A 16,477-nucleotide genomic window follows, 5' to 3' on the forward strand; every position below is an offset into this window, starting at 1 on the left:
GCCAAACTGTTTTATTTTTTTGTATAAGTACGGCTATACCATGGAACAGGTTCACTTAATTTTTTTTCTTGTCTCAGTGCTTCAGGACCAATATAATCTTGAAGTGTTTTTTTTGCTACTGTTAAAGATAAAGTTGTTTTCGGATTGCGATAGGAGGATTCAAGATGACCAAGATGTGGTAGGGTTCGAAAATCTTCTTTCGTAGGAGGAATATGGAAAAAATAATCACCTAAACGTATAAGAACATCAGATTGTTGTTGGCTAAAACGCGGATTTCTAGAAAAATGTAGTCCTTCTTTAATCGCCTTTTTTTCAGCAATTAAACGTTCTAAAGCCGTCTTTTTTAACCAGTATAAATACTTAGGATTAGTTGCAGCTTTAGCATGACGATTCACAACGAAAATAGATTGAGCTAGTCGATTAATAGAATGTTGGTTTTGTAATTGAGATTGTGGTTGTGAAGGTTTCATATTGAATCTCCTTTCAATTTTTCATTATTATACCATAAATAAATAGGTTTTTATTATATGCAAAAAGTGATTGTATATATTTTCAATATTAAAGCAATATTGTTACAGAAAACAACTATTTTGTATAATAGTAATAGAATGTGTTTTAGAAATTTGATAATGAAAGAGTGAGAAGTTTGAAAGAAATATTAAAACAACAATATGCCATTATAGATATTGGGTCCAATACAATCCGTTTAGTTATTTATGAAAAGCAAAACGGGGGTTTTTATAAAGAGATTGAAAATACAAAAGTGGTTGCTCGATTAAGAAATTACTTAGTCGATGGTGTGCTCATTGAAGAAGGAATAGAAGTATTGTTACAAACATTATTTCAATTTCAAGAAAGTACGCGATTCCATCAGTTGCATCATGTACTTTGTGTTGCAACAGCAACAATTAGACAGGCTGAGAATCAAGAGGAAATTAAAAAACTTGTTGAGGGGCAAACAGATTTTACTCTTAGAGTGTTATCCGAATATGAAGAAGCACGTTACGGCTATTTAGCAGTTATGAATTCAACTTCGTTCACTGAAGGAATTACAGTAGATATTGGTGGGGGGAGTACGGAAGTTACATATTTTCGAAACAGAGAGATCTTAGAGTACCATAGCTTTCCTTTTGGGGCACTGTCTTTAAAGCAACACTTTATTAAAGGGGATATACCTACTGAAGATGAGCTAGAGAAGATTCAAACGTACTTAGAATATCAATTTCGAACATTACCATGGTTAATTGATAAGAAATTGCCTCTTATTGCAATTGGTGGTAGTGCGAGGAACTTAGTGAAAATCCATCAAAATTTAATTTGTTATCCTATAGCAGGGGTACATTTATACAAGATGAAAGAAGAAGATATTAAAAATGTAAAAGATGAATTGGAGAAATTGTCGTTCATAGAATTGCAAAAATTGGAAGGTTTAGCAAAAGATAGAGCTGATACAATTGTGCCAGCAGTTGAAGTATTCCATACACTTGTTAATGTTATAGAGGCACCAGCATTTGTATTAAGTAGAAAAGGATTACGAGAAGGTGTTTTCTACGAAGAGTTGACAAAAGATTTGGGGATTTCATATTATCCGAACGTCGTCGAAGAAAGTTTGTATTTATTATCACATGAATATGAAATGGATATGGAATTTGTAATGCAGCTTATTAAACATGGAAGATTGATTTGTCAACAGCTTGAAGAAAAAGGGCTGATTTCTATGTCAGCAAAAGACTGGGAAGTATTCCATGAAGCAGCGAAAGTATTTAATATAGGTAAATATATAGACGAAGAAGCGAGTCGCTTACATACGTTTTATTTATTAGCGAATAAAACAATTGATGGTATGATGCATAAAGAGCGAGTTAGGTTAGCGCTTATTGCGTCTTATAAATCAAAAATGTTATTCAAACAACATTTGTCCCCATTTGAAGGATGGTTTGATAAAAATGAACAAAAAAAAATTCGCCTATTAGGGGCTGTTTTACAATTTTCAGCAGCTCTAAATATAAGACAAAGATCGCTTGTTGAATCGATATCTATAACAGAAAGTAAAGAAGGATTAACATTTAAAATTGTATGTGAGCAATCGGCATTAGCGGAGAAAGTACAAGCTGAAAAACAAAAAAAGCAACTGGAAAGAGTGTTAAAAACGAATATTAACTTATCTTTTGAATAGAAATGTTAAGTTGTACGGATGTCTTTACAAAAAATTAACACTTTGGAATATAGTAATTTGCTAAAATGAAAGTAACTAAATTATAGTAAAAAAGTTTCAAGGGAAGTGTGAAGAGGATGGAAATGTTGAAGGGGAATATAGTCAATTTAAATGATACAGCTTATTACAATAATCGAGAATTAAGTTGGTTAGCATTTAATGAACGTGTACTACAAGAAGCACAGGATGAAACGAATCCGCTCTTGGAAAGATTAAAGTTTATTAGCATTTTTAGCTCAAATTTAGATGAATTCTTTATGGTACGCGTGGCAGGATTGAAGGATCAAGTGAGTGCTGGGTTTAACCAACCAGAAAATAAGGCGGGCTTAACACCAAAAAAGCAATTAAATAAAATTGCGATAAAGGCCCATGAATTAATGACTGTACAATATGATACGTTTAAAAATTATGTGTTGCCAGCGCTGGAGCTAGAGGGGATTGAGCGTTTAACATTCCATGATTTGACGAAAGAACAGAGAGAATTTATAGAAGAGTATTTTGATGAGCAAATTTTCCCAGTCTTAACACCTGTAGCGATCGATGCATATCGTCCATTTCCAATGTTATTAAATAAAAGTTTGAATTTAGCTACTCTATTATATGATGAGAAACAAGTGGAGGAAGAAAACCGCACGAAGTTAGGAATTGTACAAGTTCCTTCATTGCTCGAACGTTTCATATTTTTACCGAGTGAAGGGCAAAAGTATAAATTTATTTTATTAGAAGATGTAATTAGTGGTTTTACTCATAAATTATTTACAGGATATAAAGTATCATCTGTTACTCGTTTCCGTATTACACGCAATGCGGATTTAACAATCCATGAAGAAGGTGCGAGGGATTTATTAAAGGTAATTGAAAAAGAATTAAAAAAGCGTAAGTGGGGAGCTGCTGTACGTTTAGAAGTTGGCAAAGAGCATATTGATGAAAGAGTATTAGCATTATTATATGAGGTGTTGGAAGTCAAAGATGAAGATGTGTATATAATGGATGGACCGTTAGATTTAACATGTCTATTTTCTTTATATAAAAAACTAGCTCCTTTATATGAACATCTTGTATATCCGGCTCTTATTCCGCAACGTCCTCAAGACTTAGGGGATGCGGAAGATGTATTTGAAAAAGCAATTGAGCATGATATATTATTACACCATCCCTTTGAATCGTTTCAGCCAGTAGTTGATTTCGTTCGTGATGCGGCAGACGATCCGAATGTACTTGCGATCAAACAAACATTATATCGAGTAAGTGGGGATTCGCCGATTATTCAGGCGCTAAAGGTAGCGGCTGAAAAAGGAAAACAAGTGACAGTATTAGTTGAATTAAAGGCAAGATTTGATGAAGAAAATAATGTGCATTGGGCAAAAGAATTAGAACAAGCGGGCTGTCATGTTATATACGGTGTAAGTCATTTGAAAACACATAGTAAAATTACGCTAGTTGTAAGAAGAAAAAACGGAAAAATTGAAAGGTTCGTACATCTTGGAACTGGAAATTATAACGATGCAACAGCAAAGCTATATACTGATTTTGGCTATATTACATCACGAAAAGATTTTGGGGTCGATGCAACAAATTTCTTTAATTATTTGAGCGGTTATACAACGAAGCCGCATTTTCATCATTTATCGGTTGCACCATTTGATATAAGAGAGCAATTTATAGATTTAATAGATGAAGAAATTCGTTATCATAGGCAATATGGAAATGGCTATATTATCGCTAAGATGAATTCATTAACAGATAAGCCATTAATAAAAAAAATGTATGAAGCATCACAAGCTGGAGTAAAGGTAGAGCTTATCGTTCGAGGAACATGTTGCCTACGCCCTGGTATTCCAAATGTAAGTGAAAATATTCGGGTAGTTAGTGTTGTGGGAAGATATTTAGAGCATAGCCGTATTTATTATTTCCATCATAATGGAGAGGAGAAAATATATTTATCTTCAGCTGATTGGATGACGCGAAATATGGAGAAGCGAGTAGAAATATCTTTCCCGATATTAGATATTGAAATGAAGGCTAGAATTAAGGCGATTTTACAACTTACATTAGCTGATAATGTGAAAACACGTGAACAGAATAAATCTGGTGACTATTATTATGTTATTAATAGTAGTACAGAAGAAATTGATAGCCAAGTGAAGTTGTTTAAGATGGCTTATCAAAATACAGATGCTGAATAATGAGAACAAATTAAAAAACCTCTTTTAAAAGAGGTTTTTTAATTTGTTCTCTACTTATTATGCGTCCTCAAAATAGAAGAATGAGTAGAGAGAATAGTTTTTATTGTAAGCATGTAAATGGATTGGCTAAGAGAGAAAATACCATTGGTAGAATTGTTGCGGTACATTAATAATAGTATGGTTGTTGACAAGGTCCACCGTAACAAGGGTAAGGTGCTGGTGGTGGATATGGTGGTGGGTAAGGTGGATAATACGGTCTAGGGCCGAAAGCTAATGCTCCGCCTAGCAATCCACCAGCAATTCCAGCTAGAAATGGGACGCCGAAAAACGGAAAGAAGCGTGAGTCGCCTACTGGACCAATGGGTGCTGAACGGACTGGGATTGGTTGATAATATGGATACATGAACAAACCTCCTTTATTGGACTCACTTTTATCATATGGTAAACGAAACATGGATGAGCGCGTACAAGAAAGGATATGTAAGAAAATAGGCGAATTGTTACGAATGTTGTAGTGTAAAGATCGTAATTTCTGGTTTTGACATAAACCGAAATGGAACGCGCGTTCTTCCTAAACCTCGATTGACATAGAGAGTTAAATCTTGAATTGCATAGAAGCCTTCAATATAGTGTTCTGCAAGTGCCGGGGTAATAATAGCACCTAAAAAAGGAATTTGTACTTGTCCGCCATGGCTATGACCAGAAAGTTGTAAGTTAACTGGATATTTAGCAATTTGCGGCGCAATATCTGGCTCATGAACAAGAACAATATTATAAATATTTTGTCGAGCATGCTGCAGAGTTTCCGCTATTTTCGGTTTGCCTAGTAGTATATCATCAAGACCAAAAATGGAAATTTCATGGCTATCAAGTAAATGAATTCGTTTTTCTTTATTTTTTAATAGTTCAAATCCAGATTCACGCATGATGTGATCATAGTATTCAGTTCCATATCCACCGTGATCGTGGTTTCCATAAATAGCAAATTTACCGAAGGGGGCTTTTATATTTTTTAAAATGGCTGCAACGAACGGAGTATCAGTATACGTTTGGTAATTATCGATGAGATCACCAGTAAAAAGGACAATATCTGGATTTTCAGCATTAATTTTAGAAACAATTTGAGATAAATGTTGGAGAGAGAAATAGTATCCGAGATGTAAATCGCTAAATTGAAGAATTTTCATGCCATGAAAACTTTTTGGTATAAGTTGTGATTTAAGTGTGTGCTGTGTGAAAGAGAGCCAGTGGGGCTCTATATATTTAGCATAATAGTAGCCGATGCTAGCGCTTATAAATGAATATAGACAAGTGCGTATTCCGGTTTTTAAAAAATTTCTTCGTGTAATTTGCTTCATAAAAGTATGAGTACACCTATTTGACCGATATGCCGTACTGTCGTTTTGTATACAGGCTACTCAAATCTCCTTTCAGTTTTTTTAAAATATATTTTATTTAATAAAGAAGTAGTATAGATTACGGAAAAAATGAATGAAAAGAAACCTCTTTACGTTAAAATATCAGAAAAATTCAAAAATATAAAGATTTCTATTAAATAAAATGATAAAATGAATGTGTATTCATTTTTAGGAGGGGATGTATGTGAAAGAAAAGGTAGTTATCATAACAGGTGGATCGAGTGGAATGGGAAAAGGAATGGCAACTCGTTTTGCAAAAGAAGGGGCACGAGTTGTTATTACAGGGCGTACAAAGGAAAAATTAGAGGAAACAAAGCTAGAAATTGAACAGTTTCCTGGGCAAGTATTACCTGTTCAAATGGATGTGAGAAATATTGATGACATTCAGAAAATGATTGAACATATTGATGAGAAGTTTGGTCGAATTGATATTTTAATAAATAATGCAGCTGGAAATTTTATTTGTCCAGCAGAAGATTTATCTGTGAATGGCTGGAATTCGGTCATTAATATCGTGTTAAATGGTACATTTTATTGTAGTCAATCTGTCGGAAAATATTGGATTGAAAAAGGCATAAAAGGAAATATCATTAACATGGTAGCGACATATGCATGGGATGCAGGCCCAGGAGTTATTCATTCAGCTGCAGCGAAGGCAGGCGTATTAGCAATGACGAAAACACTTGCGGTTGAGTGGGGACGTAAATATGGAATACGAGTTAATGCTATCGCACCAGGACCGATTGAGCGTACGGGCGGTGCCGATAAATTATGGATTTCAGAAGAAATGGCTAAGCGAACACTACAAAGTGTTCCACTTGGAAGACTAGGTACGCCAGAAGAAATTGCGGGTCTAGCTTATTATTTATGTTCAGATGATGCTGCGTACATAAATGGTACTTGTATGACAATGGATGGAGGACAACACTTGCATCAATATCCATTTTAAAAGGGATGACCAAATGAATATTTGATTCATTTTTCGTGGTAAAATGTGACGGAATTGTGACATGTGAAAGAAAAGTGTTTACAAGAGGTCATATGTACGGTATATTTAAGACCTCTTTTTTCTTCATAGTAGAATTGCTAATTCCCCTTAGCATTTTACCCCTCTAATCCCTTCAGGAAAACTGAAGGGATTTTTTATTATTTTTCCGTAAATATCGTGTTATAATTTTTGAAAAGTAAAGGGAGGGAAGCACATTGATAGATGCATTAGATGTAATGAGTAACTTGGATAAAGTCCTTCCTTATTATCAAGCTATTTTTAGTGCTGATGAGCATACAGTAATTGGATATGAAGTAGTAGGACGTATTCAAACAGAAGAGGGTATACAAAGTTTAGCTTCTTTCTTTCATGATGATTCTATTCCAAGCGAGTTTCAGCTGGAAGCGGATAATATCATAGTAGAAAAAGCTTTGAATCGTTATTTGGAAAGCGATCAAAAATTATTATTATTTATACATCGGAATGCTAACGTATTAATGAATGATGAGGATGAAAGTTTACTTCAACTTTTATTGATGTATGAAAAACAAGGTTTAAATTTAAAACGCATTGTTTTAGAGATTACAGAACATGAATGCAAAGAAGATATAGAGCAATTTAACCATTTGCTTATGTATTATCGTACATATGGTATTCAAATTTCGATAAATAAGGTCGGAACGGGTACAAGTAATTTAGAACGTATTAGCGTGTTAGCACCAGATATTTTAAAAGTAGATTTAACAAACTTAAGGCAAACTGCACTTTTACAATCTTATCAAGATATTTTATATTCTTTATCATTACTCGCTAGAAGAATTGGTGCGACATTGTTATATGAAGAAATAGATGCTTTTTATCAATTACAATATGCTTGGAAAAACGGAGGTAGATATTACCAAGGTGATTATTTGAAAGAATGTTTACCTGATTTTATTGAAACGAATGTTTTAAAAGAGCGACTCGGTAATGAATGCCATCAGTTTATTCAACATGAGAAGAAGAAGTTGCAAAAAATTTATAATTTAACAGAGATGTTACGTGATCGAATTGGTGATGTTCTATCTAAACAAAAAAAGAATGAAGATATAAATGATTGGTTATTACAATTTAGCCAAAGTTTATCACAGTGTAGTTTCCGTATATTTATTTGTAATGAAGATGGTTTCCAACAATCAGGTAATATTATGAAAAAAGATGGAGAATGGATTGTGATGCCGGAGTATTATATGAAGAACTGGAGTTGGCGCCCATATTTTCTAGAGAATATTATGAAAATGCGCTTTGAGAATAAGGCAAGGCTCTCGGATTTATATGCTGATATTGAAACTGGTGAAATGGTACGAACATTTTCTTTTCCAATTGATGATGAAAACTTTTTATTTATAGATTTATCGTATGAATATTTATATGAAGAAGATGTTTTATTTTAATGCACGAAGAAATTCGTGCATTTTTTTGTTTGTTTTTATCAGAAATTGGTAATAGTGAAAATGGTGATGAAAATGCTGTCTATCATTGTAAAGATTTTACGAACGAAACCATCCCTTTCTTTGCATAATCATTGTTACAATGATTATTACAAAGACAAGTTCTTTTTAAAAGGAAGGTGAAAAAATGAGGAAATATGGAATATGGTTTGTTCTATTTGTATGTGTTGCCTTTCTAGTTGGTTATAGTGTGACAACTGTATTAGGAAAAGAGGAATTGAAAGTCGATCGGAAAGAAGTGTTTACGACGATACAAAAAGGTTATGAGACCCAATTTTCAATTCGTGGGAAGCATTTGCCTGTGAACAAGATGATAGAGACGTTATCACCGTATTTTACAGATAATTTCCTTCAAGTATTTACAGATGAAAATAGTAGAAGTGAAAAGCAAAGTGGTGAATATTTACTTCCAGCAAAAGAAGCACCGTTTTCTTTTAATTCAGAAACGAAAATGTCATATGATGAAGAGCATAAAAATTTATACGTATATGAGCGGGCGAAAAGTGGTCAATATCAAATCGTAACATTGCAAAGGGATCAAGGGAAATGGAAACTCGCAGGATACCATGAAAGTCAGGAACTTTTAACTGAAATAAAAAGGCTACAACAATTATAAAAATAGGAATAGGTATATACCTATTCCTATTCGATATTGAGTAGCTGTTGTAATTTTTCGATTTGAAAACCTGCAACAACTTCTCCATCAATTACAACTGTTGGAGTTGAATAGGAGTCATAGTCGTATAAAAGACGGTCGCGAGCAGCAGCGTCTTTTTTTACGTTGAATTCTTCATATGCAACGTTATTGTGTTTTAAAAATTCTTTCACAATGACACATGGCGGACAATCAGGTTGTGTGTAAACCTCAATTTTTTTCATTGTAATTCCTCCTTTTTTCTGTTTTTTATTATATTCTTCCAGTATGAAAATCGCAATAAAGAAGGGAAAATATGTTCTTTCTGTTTTTTCCTTCGAATTTCGACAAATTTTTAGTTGAGTTTCTGGCCAATAACCTTTATCCTAGAGTGTGGAACATTTTTTCTGTTATGACGGATAGAATGAGTATAGCTGTAAAACCTATTGGTAGGAAGATCAGAGAAAGGAGAGATTTCATGTCTCTACTCCAAGGAATTTTAACTCGACTTGTTAGTCTACAAGAACAAGCTGAAAGCGGTGAAGTAGCACAACGCTATTTTGAAGTGAACGGTGAGCGCAAATGTAGCGTGAAATTTTTCGATAAAAGTGAAATGTATGAGTTAGAAGTGTATCAACAAGGTGAAAAACCTCAAGTGTATCAATTCGATAATATCGACATGGTTGCAATCGAGATTTATGACATCATTTCTTGATACATATAAAAAAGGTACTGCCATATGGCAGTACCTTTTTTAGTTCTATTACTTTCCAATATATATGTATAGGAATTTTTCGTTTTTCCCACAATGGTAATAAAGTGAAACTTTAATTAGTGGGGTTTTGTCCATCCCCACTGATTATTAGCCCACACCAATCGGCCAGCTTGCAAATAGCGGGATAAATATAATAAGGAGGTGTATAGTATGGAGCGTTTACCAGTTGTGGTTTGCCCTAATTGCCAAAATTCTGATGAGATTATTCATGTATTAACAGCTCAATCTAATCAAAATGTAATTTATACGTGCCAAGTATGCCATTATGTAATTCGAAATATTGAAACGAATAAAGGATAGGTAGTTATAATTTTTGTTTTTGTCCCATACAATGAGAATACGAAAAGTCTGTCTAATTGAAAGGACGTGACTATGTGGACGGTGAACATACATTTTATAATGTTTCAGAGAGACATTTGAATTTTGATATGGTCTTCAACCGTATTTGTAGTTTCATTGAAAGGGATCCACGAAATTTATATCGATTATCCATTGGGACAGACTCACAAGCACATCAAAAGGATACGAGATTTATTACGGCAATTCACATTCATCGCGTTGGAAAAGGAGCCTGGGGGTGCTTACACCATAAATCAGTAAAAGATAAACCAGCAACTTTACGTGAAAAAATATATTTAGAAACGCAGTTTAGTCAAGAAATTGCATGCCTATTTACTCCTAATCACATACAGACAATATGGGATTTATTGCATCCACATGCTCAAGATGGGGCGGGATTTATAATGGAAATTCATTTAGACATCGGGAATGATGGTTTAACAAAAGAATTTATTTTAGATATGACAGCGAAAATTCAAGCGATGGGATTAACTGCAAAAATTAAGCCGGATGCCTATGCAGCGTTTAGTTATGCAAATCGATACACGAAATAATCTGTATGTATTTTCGATTTTTAAATATCTTTAAATAAAAACTGAATATTACATCTATTAAATAGGCTGGAAATTTTATATAATGAGAGTAACGATGCGAGTATAAGGAGAGGGGCATATATGCAAAAGGAGTTTATTTTAACGAAAGAAGAAGAAAGTTTGTTATTAGATATTCTATTTCAGCAAAATTATGCGAGTGAAATTTTAGCTGTGGAACTTACGGATATTGAGAATGGTTTAAAAAAGACAGATGTGACGCAATATAAAAAAATTACAAGGTTATTTTACAGATTAAAAAATAAAGGGTATTAAGTGCTACCGGAATGGTAGTCTTTTTTTTGTGTTGTATGCTAAAATAGCCGTGTAATTGTATTTTTATTGAAATAAGGTTAGGACAAAATAATAATATGAAAACGCTGTCATAAAATGTGAATAGAATCGGTGAATATAAGCAAGAAAAAGGGAAGATGGGGGATGTAACATGATAAGTATTCCGAAAGATGAGTTTCAGCAAATTCTTGTGAAGGATTTAATGATTTCATCAGAAAAAGTAGCACATGTCCAAATTGGGAATGGTTTAGAGCATGCTTTACTTGTTCTTGTGAAATCTGGATATTCGGCGATACCTGTTTTAGATCCAATGTATAAACTGCATGGGTTGATTAGTACTGCTATGATTTTAGACGGTATGTTAGGGCTGGAACGCATTGAGTTTGAAAGGCTTGATGATATGAAAGTAGAACAAGTGATGAAGGAAGATATTCCAGTTCTTAAGTTAGAAGATTCATTTGCAAAAGCTTTAGAAATGACAATTGATCACCCTTTTATTTGCGCTGTCAATGAAGATGGCTATTTTGAAGGGATTTTAACACGCCGAGCTATTTTGAAATTGTTGAATAAAAAAGTGAGACAACATAATCGCTAACATGAGAAAAGTGACTTCATAGAAATAGAGAAGTCACTTTTTTTTCGTGCATATCAGTTGTGTATGTATTATATTTAAAAAGATAAAAAACATAAGAAAAGTTTGGATGGAAAAATCGGTTTTCCATATGAAAGTATTTAGTTAAATTAAGGATGAAAAGCTTATTGAAATAAGGTGTATGGAAGCTAAGGAAAGAGGGAGAAAGTTGCAAATTGATGATTTTCAAATGATGGTTGTGTTAGCTCAGGAATCAAATATGAGAAAAGCAGCGGAACGTTTATTTGTTTCACAACCTGCGCTTAGTCAACGATTACAATCTATGGAGAAACAATGGGGAATGAAGTTTTTTATTCGTTCACAAAAAGGATTGACAATTACACCTGAAGGGGAAAAAGTCGCAAATTATGCAAAGGAAATGTTGCAAAGGGAAGAGGATATTAAAAGCGAGCTAGCTGTTTTTAGAACAGAAACGCACGGAACGTTAAAAATAGCTGTTGCATCGGTTATTGGTCAATATTGGCTTCCTCCTGTTTTGAAGAAGTTTGTGCACAAATATCCTTCTGTGAAGATATCGCTGTTTACTGGCTGGAGTAGTGAAGTTCAAAAGCAATTTTATGAAGGAGACGTTCATGTTGCTATATTAAGGGGATCACAGGAATATAAAGGACAAAAGACACAATTATTTGAAGATGAATTATATTTAGTTGACAAAGAAATAAAAGATATTTCGATGCTAAAAGAAACAAATAGACCATTTATTCAATTTAAAAGTGATTCGACTTATTATGGACAAATACAAAATTGGTGGTATGGATTATTTTCTAATCCACCTAAGAGAACAATTGTAGTTGACCAAATTGAGACGTGCAAACAACTCGTTTTAAATGGTATAGGTTATGCTCTATTACCGTCTACTGTTTTAAAAGAAGTACAGGAAAATATGTACAAAACACCTGTTCAATTAACGAGAGAAACATGGTTATTAACGAGTGAATCGGCAAAACAATTGAAGCAAGTGCAAGCATTTTTAGAAATTATAGAAGAAATTCAAATGGAAAAATAGGATTATTATCTTGCTACTGGCTCTATCGTTTGGTAGAGTAACAGTATAAATGGATTTAGGAGGCAACAAGAATGAAAATGATGGACGCTAACGAAATTATTTCGTTTATTCAAAAAAGTGAAAAGAAAACTCCTGTAAAGGTATACATAAAAGGGGATTTAAAAGAAGTAACCTTCCCTGAAACAGTACAAGCATTTGTAAATAAAAAGTCAGGTGTATTATTTGGAGAATGGTCTGAAATTAAGACAATTCTTGATGAGAATAACAAGCACATTGTAGACTATGTTGTTGAAAATGACCGTCGCAATTCTGCAATTCCAATGCTTGATTTAAAAGGCATTAAAGCTCGTATTGAGCCAGGCGCAATCATTCGTGATCACGTTGAAATCGGCGACAACGCTGTTATTATGATGAATGCAACAATTAACATCGGTGCTGTAATTGGTGAAGGTTCTATGATTGACATGAACGCAGTACTTGGTGGACGTGCAACAGTCGGTAAAAACTGTCACGTAGGTGCAGGTGCTGTACTTGCAGGTGTAATTGAGCCACCTTCTGCAAAACCAGTGATCGTTGAAGATGATGTTGTAATTGGTGCAAACGTAGTTGTATTAGAAGGAGTTACAGTAGGTAAGGGTGCAGTTGTAGCAGCAGGAGCTGTTGTAACAGAAGATGTACCTCCATATACAGTTGTTGCAGGTACTCCAGCACGTGTAATTAAAGAAATTGACGAGAAGACAAAAGCAAAAACTGAAATTAAACAAGAACTTCGTCAATTAAACCCAGAGAAATAAAAACAAAAAAAGCGTAAGAGCATAAACAGGCTCTTACGCTTTTTATAGATAGAGGTGCAAAAATGACAATGAGCAAATTCGTCCAAATTCGTAGAGATTTACATAAAATACCCGAAATTGGATTTAAAGAGTGGAAAACACAACAGTATATTTTAGATTATATAGGAACACTTCCGGATGAATATGTGGAAGTGAAAGTATGGAAAACGGGTGTCATTGTTAAAGTAAATGGGAAAAACCCAGAAAAAATTATAGGCTATCGTGCAGATATAGACGGTTTACCAATTACAGAGGAAACTGGATATGAGTTTGCTTCTGTTCATGATGGAATGATGCATGCATGTGGGCATGATTTGCATACAACAATCGGTTTAGGACTTCTAACAGCAGCTGTAACAGAAAGAATAGATGATGACCTTGTATTCCTATTCCAACCAGCAGAAGAAGGTCCAGGGGGAGCTCTTCCTATGTTAGAAAGTGAAGAGTTAAGGGAATGGAAACCGAATATCATTCTCGGCCTTCATATTGCACCTGAATACGCTGTAGGAACAATTGCTACAAAGGAAGGGCTGTTGTTTGCGAATACATCAGAGTTATATGTTGATTTAAAAGGTAAAGGTGGACATGCGGCTTATCCGCATACTGCAAATGATATGATTGTTGCAGCAAGTCACCTTGTTACACAGCTTCAATCCGTTATTAGTCGTAATGTGAATCCTCTTGATAGTGCGGTAATTACAATTGGGAAAATTACAGGTGGTACAGTTCAAAATATCATAGCAGAAAAATCTCGCCTAGAAGGAACGATTCGAACACTATCAGTTGAATCAATGAAGCGTGTTAAAAGTAGAATTGAGGCAATTGTTGCAGGTATCGAAGCTTCTTTCCAGTGTGAAGCGGTTATTGATTACGGAGCAATGTATCATCAAGTATATAACCATGAAGAGTTAACGAAAGAGTTTATGCAATTTGTAAGTGAACAGACTGATATGAATGTCATTACATGTACTGAGGCAATGACAGGTGAAGATTTTGGTTATATGCTTCAAGAGATTCCTGGATTTATGTTTTGGCTCGGGGTAAATTCAGAATATGGTTTACATCACGCGAAATTAAAACCAGATGAAGAAGCAATTGAAAAAGCGATTGTATGTATAGATCAATATGTAAAGTGGAAAGGGAATAGAAATTAATTCCCACCTACCATTTTATTATCGCCCTTCACACGCTTGAGGGGGAATTCTTTCGGAAAAATCGTTAAAAAATTCACTTGGTTGTCTTAATAATGAGCAGGGGAGATTAGCCGCTGCTCATTATTAATTATTGCTAATAGGAAAGATAATTATTTAACTAACTTATATATGTTTACTTTTAGTATGAAAAGTGTGTAAAATCAATGTGAAACATGGAAAAAAGGGTGGGGAATTACGTGCAAATTAGCAGTGCAATGTTGTGTTTTGTCTTATATGCATATGTTATTATTGCGGCGGTTTATTTTGGGATAAGTTTTTATGCCTACCGTTTAGTAGATAATAATGAATATGACGAAACATATAAATGGGTGAAGAGATATTTATCACCTGTACTAGAAATTATGAATGGGTTTGTGCTCTTTTTATTTATTGGATTAATTGCTTTCTCAACGAGTTTAGTCGGTAATAAAACTACACTATTTGTATTAGGTATCATTATTTTTATGTTGTTAGGAATACGGATTGGTAATACGGTGTTTTGGAATGAAAGAAAAGTAGATGGTTGGACGGGAATGTTAATCCCGTGTATGCTAGCTGCAATTGTAACGAATATAGAGCATGAGTATTATCAATTACACTTTTGGCTTATTATCGTTTTAACAATTCTTTCTGTTTTGTATATAAGTACAGTCGTATTAACATACATTGCACATGAAAAAGGGGATGTTAAAGGGACTCGTTTCTTTAGAGGACGTGCATTATTTTGGAGTGTGCCAACGATGGCTGTTATAGGAATTATTGCGATATTAGTAAATGGATATCAATTTTCTGATTGGAAGATGTTTCTAGAAAATTGGTGGATTTTCATCCTTTCGTTTGCTGCTTTTTTAGGCGCGACACATTATTTATTCCATCAACATCATTACAAATGGGCGCTGTTATTTGCATTTACACAGCTTCTATTCGCTTTTTTCGGCCAAGAAACATTGTTATTTGTTTTTGAAACATTTAGTTCATTTGGAAATATATTTGTATTTGGCATGTTACTTGTTGGTATCGCCTTTTATTTACAACAATATTTTTATATGCAAAAACAAAAATAGAAGTGATCTACAGGTTTTTGTGACGCATATAAAGTATGTTACAATGAAAATACATAGTACTTGAAGTTATTGGAGGAATTCCTGTGGGTGAGAAAGAAAAAGAATTTGCTGTCATTGGACTTGGACGTTTTGGTGGAAGTATTTGCCGAGAACTAGCTCAATTAGGTATGGAAGTAATGGCAATTGATTCAGATGAAGATAAAATTAATGAGTTTGCAAATATAGCTTCGCATGCTGTAATTGCAGATTCAACAGATGAGATGGTATTAAAAAGCCTTGGCATTCGTAATTTTGATCATGTAGTCGTTGCTATTGGTGACAATTTAAATTCAAGTATTTTAACAACATTAATTTTGAAAGAGTTAGGTGTAAAAAATATTACTGTAAAAGCTCAAAATGATTACCATGAAAAAGTGTTAAGTAAAATAGGTGCAGATCACATTGTGCACCCGGAGCGTGATATGGGAAAAAGGATTGCTAATAATATTGCATCAAGTAATGTGTTAGACTATCTTGAGCTTTCCGATGAGCATAGTATTGTAGAAATCATTGCAAATAAAAAAATTGACGGTCATTCTTTAATCGAATTAGACATTCGTGCGAAGTTTGGATTGAATATTGTAGCAATTAAACGTGGTAAAGAAGTTATTGTATCTCCTCGAGCTACGGAAAATATACAAGCGGGAGATATATTAATTGTAATTGGTCATGACGATGAAGTAGATCGTTTTAAACATTTTTTAAGATAAGTGAAAAGGACAATACCATGAAGGTATTGTCCTTTTTCAGGCTGTGGAGAA

The 16,477-nt window shown here is 33.9% G+C and carries 20 protein-coding genes; 16 read left to right on the forward strand and 4 right to left on the reverse strand.

The genetic code is table 11. The annotated features are described in order from the left end of the window. Positions 1-11: 11 nt before the first annotated feature. A complete protein-coding gene (locus COE49_RS13200) occupies positions 12-470 on the reverse strand; it encodes a YkyB family protein (RefSeq protein ID WP_088230234.1) in 459 nt (152 codons plus the stop codon). A gap of 167 nt (positions 471-637) precedes the next feature. On the opposite strand from COE49_RS13200, the gene ppx reads away from it, so the two are divergent. Next, on the forward strand, positions 638-2,176 hold the full coding sequence (gene ppx / locus COE49_RS13205) for an exopolyphosphatase (protein ID WP_140417322.1): 1,539 nt from the start codon (positions 638-640) through the stop codon (positions 2,174-2,176). 116 nt (positions 2,177-2,292) lie between these two features. Further along, the gene (locus COE49_RS13210) at positions 2,293-4,401 is read left to right on the forward strand and encodes a polyphosphate kinase (protein WP_088230232.1); all 2,109 of its coding nucleotides are present in this window, start codon (positions 2,293-2,295) and stop codon (positions 4,399-4,401) included. A gap of 166 nt (positions 4,402-4,567) precedes the next feature. Here COE49_RS13210 and COE49_RS13215 read toward each other — a convergent pair whose 3' ends face one another. Together COE49_RS13215 and COE49_RS13220 are read right to left on the reverse strand one after the other, a co-directional pair. Then, positions 4,568-4,804: a hypothetical protein gene (locus tag COE49_RS13215; protein ID WP_140417321.1), complete on the reverse strand. Its 237-nt coding sequence runs from the start codon at positions 4,802-4,804 to the stop codon at positions 4,568-4,570. A gap of 97 nt (positions 4,805-4,901) precedes the next feature. Beyond that, a complete protein-coding gene (locus COE49_RS13220) occupies positions 4,902-5,759 on the reverse strand; it encodes a metallophosphoesterase (protein WP_088230230.1) in 858 nt (285 codons plus the stop codon). Positions 5,760-6,003: 244 nt separating this feature from the next. On the opposite strand from COE49_RS13220, the gene fadH reads away from it, so the two are divergent. The 4 genes from fadH to COE49_RS13235 all read left to right on the forward strand — a co-directional run bounded on the left by fadH (position 6,004) and on the right by COE49_RS13235 (position 8,913). After that, entirely contained in the window at positions 6,004-6,768 is a 765-nt protein-coding gene (gene fadH / locus COE49_RS13225) for a 2,4-dienoyl-CoA reductase (RefSeq protein WP_088230229.1), read from the forward strand. Positions 6,769-7,022: 254 nt separating this feature from the next. Continuing rightward, complete coding sequence (locus COE49_RS13230; protein WP_088230228.1) at positions 7,023-8,240, forward strand: EAL domain-containing protein; 1,218 nt, start codon at positions 7,023-7,025, stop codon at positions 8,238-8,240. Beyond that, the gene (locus COE49_RS27645; protein ID WP_170933750.1) at positions 8,240-8,368 is read left to right on the forward strand and encodes an ADP-ribose pyrophosphatase; all 129 of its coding nucleotides are present in this window, start codon (positions 8,240-8,242) and stop codon (positions 8,366-8,368) included. The genes COE49_RS13230 and COE49_RS27645 overlap by 1 nt, the downstream gene beginning before the upstream one ends. Positions 8,369-8,424: 56 nt before the next feature. Then, on the forward strand, positions 8,425-8,913 hold the full coding sequence (locus COE49_RS13235) for a DUF3993 domain-containing protein (protein ID WP_001233799.1): 489 nt from the start codon (positions 8,425-8,427) through the stop codon (positions 8,911-8,913). Between the two features lie 26 nt (positions 8,914-8,939). Here the strand turns inward: COE49_RS13235 and COE49_RS13240 are convergent, their stop codons facing one another. After that, positions 8,940-9,176 (reverse strand): glutaredoxin family protein, encoded by a 237-nt coding sequence (locus COE49_RS13240; protein ID WP_000717876.1) that lies wholly within the window; start codon positions 9,174-9,176, stop codon positions 8,940-8,942. A 233-nt stretch (positions 9,177-9,409) separates the two neighbouring features. Here COE49_RS13240 and COE49_RS13245 point away from each other — a divergent pair, with 233 nt between their 5' ends. The 10 genes from COE49_RS13245 to COE49_RS13290 all read left to right on the forward strand — a co-directional run bounded on the left by COE49_RS13245 (position 9,410) and on the right by COE49_RS13290 (position 16,426). Continuing rightward, positions 9,410-9,646 carry a YkuJ family protein gene (locus tag COE49_RS13245; protein ID WP_000055151.1) on the forward strand — a complete coding sequence of 79 codons (237 nt, stop codon included), beginning with the start codon at positions 9,410-9,412 and terminating at the stop codon, positions 9,644-9,646. Positions 9,647-9,856: 210 nt separating this feature from the next. Then, positions 9,857-10,006 (forward strand): hypothetical protein, encoded by a 150-nt coding sequence (locus tag COE49_RS27650; RefSeq protein WP_000440543.1) that lies wholly within the window; start codon positions 9,857-9,859, stop codon positions 10,004-10,006. Between the two features lie 74 nt (positions 10,007-10,080). Continuing rightward, on the forward strand, positions 10,081-10,599 hold the full coding sequence (locus COE49_RS13255) for a ribonuclease H-like YkuK family protein (RefSeq protein ID WP_000348523.1): 519 nt from the start codon (positions 10,081-10,083) through the stop codon (positions 10,597-10,599). A gap of 120 nt (positions 10,600-10,719) precedes the next feature. Further along, positions 10,720-10,911 carry an antirepressor AbbA gene (gene abbA, locus COE49_RS13260; RefSeq protein WP_088230227.1) on the forward strand — a complete coding sequence of 64 codons (192 nt, stop codon included), beginning with the start codon at positions 10,720-10,722 and terminating at the stop codon, positions 10,909-10,911. A gap of 169 nt (positions 10,912-11,080) precedes the next feature. Next, positions 11,081-11,524 carry a cyclic-di-AMP-binding protein CbpB gene (gene cbpB, locus COE49_RS13265; protein ID WP_000623574.1) on the forward strand — a complete coding sequence of 148 codons (444 nt, stop codon included), beginning with the start codon at positions 11,081-11,083 and terminating at the stop codon, positions 11,522-11,524. A 178-nt stretch (positions 11,525-11,702) separates the two neighbouring features. After that, positions 11,703-12,587 carry a transcriptional regulator CcpC gene (locus COE49_RS13270; protein WP_088230226.1) on the forward strand — a complete coding sequence of 295 codons (885 nt, stop codon included), beginning with the start codon at positions 11,703-11,705 and terminating at the stop codon, positions 12,585-12,587. 71 nt (positions 12,588-12,658) lie between these two features. Next, a complete protein-coding gene (dapD, locus tag COE49_RS13275; protein ID WP_000783241.1) occupies positions 12,659-13,381 on the forward strand; it encodes a 2,3,4,5-tetrahydropyridine-2,6-dicarboxylate N-acetyltransferase in 723 nt (240 codons plus the stop codon). 62 nt (positions 13,382-13,443) lie between these two features. Beyond that, on the forward strand, positions 13,444-14,574 hold the full coding sequence (locus COE49_RS13280; RefSeq protein ID WP_088230225.1) for an N-acetyldiaminopimelate deacetylase: 1,131 nt from the start codon (positions 13,444-13,446) through the stop codon (positions 14,572-14,574). Between the two features lie 236 nt (positions 14,575-14,810). Continuing rightward, a complete protein-coding gene (locus tag COE49_RS13285; RefSeq protein WP_088230224.1) occupies positions 14,811-15,677 on the forward strand; it encodes a cytochrome C oxidase assembly protein in 867 nt (288 codons plus the stop codon). A gap of 83 nt (positions 15,678-15,760) precedes the next feature. After that, entirely contained in the window at positions 15,761-16,426 is a 666-nt protein-coding gene (locus COE49_RS13290) for a potassium channel family protein (RefSeq protein WP_000504032.1), read from the forward strand. Positions 16,427-16,477: the final 51 nt, after the last annotated feature.

Source organism: Bacillus sp. AFS029637, from assembly GCF_002584985.1.
Lineage (GTDB): Bacteria > Bacillota > Bacilli > Bacillales > Bacillaceae_G > Bacillus_A.